We start from the raw sequence: 322 nt of genomic DNA on the forward strand, positions 1-322 counted from the left end.
GGCTTCATCGTTCGACTTGCATGTGTTAAGCACGCCGCCAGCGTTCGTCCTGAGCCAGGATCAAACTCTCCGTGAATGATTACCGGTAATCCGGTGAAACACTCGCGTTGAGCGGAACAACCAGGCGGAATAGGCCCGGTCGTTCACAGCGTCCTCGCTGTGTGCGCCTCCCATCGAGCTAGTCGACGGAAGGACTTTTTAAAGGAACCTCATCCATCGAGATGGACGGGGTGTCAACATATCTGGCGTTGACTTTTGGCACGCTGTTGAGTTCTCAAGGAACGGACGCTTCCTTTGTACTCACCCTCTCGGGCTTTCCTCC

Annotated in this window: 1 rRNA gene; it reads right to left on the bottom strand. The window is 55.0% G+C overall.

What is annotated here, in order from left to right:
• Positions 1-76: ribosomal RNA gene (locus RM609_RS34335) — 16S ribosomal RNA — on the bottom strand; the annotation flags it as partial.
• Positions 77-322 lie beyond the last annotated feature (246 nt).

Source organism: Streptomyces hesseae, assembly GCF_031845785.1.
Lineage (GTDB): Bacteria > Actinomycetota > Actinomycetes > Streptomycetales > Streptomycetaceae > Streptomyces > Streptomyces hesseae.